The organism is Synechococcus sp. R5-12 (genome assembly GCF_047502655.1).
In the GTDB taxonomy this organism is placed as follows: Bacteria; Cyanobacteriota; Cyanobacteriia; order Thermostichales; family Thermostichaceae; genus Thermostichus.
This window is the reverse complement of sequence record NZ_JANSIM010000028.1, coordinates 1-2,494: the sequence shown is the minus strand read 5'-3', so window position 1 is coordinate 2,494 and position 2,494 is coordinate 1. Positions and strand designations below refer to the sequence as shown.

At 62.8% G+C, this 2,494-nt stretch carries 1 protein-coding gene; it reads left to right on the top strand.

Annotated features, from left to right (window positions below):
• Positions 1–45 precede the first annotated feature (45 nt).
• Complete coding sequence (gene purL / locus NW843_RS02040) at positions 46–2,352, top strand: phosphoribosylformylglycinamidine synthase subunit PurL (RefSeq protein ID WP_414521967.1); 2,307 nt, start codon at positions 46–48, stop codon at positions 2,350–2,352.
• The last annotated feature ends 142 nt before the right edge of the window (positions 2,353–2,494 follow it).

The following is a 2,494-nucleotide window of genomic DNA, read 5'->3' as shown; positions in this document are numbered from 1 at the left end:
TGAACAGTGATGTTCAGCAGTGTTCAGCGTAAATGTATCAGCACTATGCCCTATACTCTCGAAGACTTAAAAGCCCACGGCCTTTCCCCGGCGGAATATCAACAGATCCAGCAGCAGCTGAGCCGGGATCCCAACCCCAACGAGCTGGCCATGTTTGGGGTGATGTGGTCAGAGCACTGCTGCTACAAAAACTCCCGCCCTCTGCTGAAAAACTTTCCCACCACGGGCGAGCGGGTAGTGGTGGGGCCGGGGGAAAATGCCGGCGTAGTGGATCTGGGGGATGGGGATTGGCTGGCGTTTAAGATCGAGTCCCACAACCATCCTTCGGCAGTGGAGCCCTTCCAGGGGGCAGCTACCGGCGTGGGAGGGATCCTGCGGGATATCTTTACCCTGGGCGCCCGTCCCATTGCCCTGCTTAACTCGCTGCGCTTTGGGCCGCTAACCGATCCCCGCAACCGCCGCCTCATGGCCAGGGTGGTGGAAGGGATCGCCCACTACGGCAACTGTGTCGGGGTACCCACAGTGGGGGGAGAAGTGGCGGTGGATCCCTGCTACAGCGGCAATCCCTTGGTCAACGTCATGGCCCTGGGGCTGCTGGAGACGCCGGCAGTGGTGAAATCGGCAGCGCGGGGGGTGGGGAACCCGGTCTTGTACGTGGGCGCCACCACCGGGCGGGATGGGATCCGCGGCGCCAGCTTTGCCAGCGCCGAGCTCAAGGAGGATGCGCAGCAGGATCGGCCGGCAGTGCAGGTGGGGGATCCCTTCCTGGGCAAGTGCCTCATCGAGGCCTGTCTGGAGGCCTTTGCCACAGGAGCTGTGGTGGCTGCCCAGGATATGGGGGCAGCCGGGATCACCTGCTCCACCGCGGAGATGGCCGCCAAGGGAGGGGTGGGGATCCGCTTTGACCTCGACCGAGTGCCGGCGCGGGAAAGCGGCATGGCTGCCTGGGAATACCTGCTCTCGGAATCCCAGGAGCGGATGCTGCTGGTGGTGCAAAAAGGCCGCGAGGCGGAGGTGATGGAGATCTTCCACCGCTGGGGTTTGCAAGCTAGTGTGGCCGGGGAAGTCATTGCCGAGCCGCTGGTGGAGATCTGGCACCAGGGATCCTGCGTGGTGCAGGTGCCGGCGCGGGCTTTGGCCGAAGACACCCCCGTCTATGTCCGTCCGGTGTTGCCAGAGCCGCCAGCCTACGTGCAGGCAGCGTGGCAATGGGATCCCGCCACTCTACCCCCTTGTGATTGCCAGGGGATCCACCTCGCTCAGGCAACGCTGGCATGGAAAGAGGTGCTGCTGCAGCTTTTGGCCAGCCCCACCCTGGCCAGCAAAGCCTGGATCTATCGCCAATACGACCACCAGGTGCAAAACAACACCGTCCTTTGGCCGGGCCAGGGAGATGCGGCGGTTATCCGCATCCGTTCCCAAAAGTTTGGCGTGGGCGAGGTGCCGCCCCTGCGAGCTTCCCGCAAGGCCATCGCTGCCACCCTGGATGGCAATGGCCGCTGGGTGTATTTGGATCCCTACGAGGGGGCCAAGGCAGCCGTGGCGGAAGCTGCCCGCAACCTCACCTGTGTGGGGGCCGATCCCCTAGCTGTTACCGATAACCTTAACTTTGGCAATCCCGAAAACCCGGTGGTGTACTGGCAGCTGGCCCTGGCCTGTCGGGGGATTGGAGATGCCTGCCGTGCCCTCGGTACGCCGGTAACGGGGGGAAACGTTTCTCTCTACAACGAGACCCTCACCCCCCAGGGATCGCAGGCTATCTACCCTACCCCTGTCATTGGCATGGTGGGTCTTATTCCCGACTTGAAATGCATCTGTGGCCAGGGGTGGCAGCAAGAAGGGGATCTCATTTACCTCCTGGGATCCCAGGCCCTCACCAGCTTGGGGGGCAGCGAGTATTTGGCGGTCATCCACCAGCAAGTTACGGGCCGGCCCGCGCCAGTGGATCTGGAATTGGAAAAGCGGGTGCAAGCTGCCTGTCGCCATGGAATCCGCCAGGGCTGGGTGCGCTCTGCCCACGACTGCAGCGAGGGGGGATTGGCTGTGGCTTTGGCAGAAGCCTGCTTGAGCGGAGGCCGCGGCGCAACCCTCTCCCTGGCTCCTGGATCCTTGCGCTGGGATCAGGCCCTGTTTGGCGAGGGATCCAGCCGCATCCTAGTCTCCGTAAGCCCGGCCCACCGTTCCCTCTGGGAAGCCTATTTGGAGTCCCAGCTCCCCGGCCAGTGGCAGCTTGTGGGACAGGTGGGATCCCCTGCGGATCCCCTGCTCTTAAGGACGGCAGAAGAGGATCCCTTACTGGTGGTGTCTTTGGCAGCCATGCAGGCCGCCTACCACGGTGCCTTTTCGGACTAGCTGAGCCTCGGTTGGGAAACCGTTTTCTGCGCCCAGCTCCCTTCTCCCTTGGGGAGAGGGGCCAGAGGTTGGAGAGGACAACATCCTTAGGGGGATTTTTCCTGATACATTTACGCTGAACACTGCTGAACATCACTGTTCA